1 protein-coding gene is annotated in these 274 nt (G+C 64.2%); it reads right to left on the bottom strand.

From position 1 onward, the window contains the following. The coding region (locus CH341_RS32520) for a glycogen/starch/alpha-glucan phosphorylase (protein WP_342635050.1) at positions 1–234 on the bottom strand (234 nt) is incomplete at its 3' end. Positions 235–274: the final 40 nt, after the last annotated feature.

Here is a 274-nt window from a genome sequence, read left to right as displayed (position 1 = left end):
GAGATCGCTCAAGGGCTTGTTGCACGAATGCAGCCAGCGGCGCGGCGTGACACCGTTGGTGACGCCGAGGATCCGGCTTGGATAGAGCGAATCGAGATCTTGGAAGACCGTCTGCTTCATCAGATCGGCGTGCAAGGCCGAGACGCCGTTGACGCGGTGGCTGCCGACGAAAGCGAGATGCCCCATCCGCACGCCCTGACCGTTGGTGTGATCGACGATACGCACCCGCTCCAGATCGAGCGTGCGCTTGGCGGCGGCCGCCGTTCGCAGATGC

The organism is Rhodoplanes roseus, from assembly GCF_003258865.1.
Lineage (GTDB): Bacteria > Pseudomonadota > Alphaproteobacteria > Rhizobiales > Xanthobacteraceae > Rhodoplanes > Rhodoplanes roseus.
Note: the sequence above shows the minus strand (reverse complement) of the source record. Positions and strands in the feature narration are given on the sequence as shown.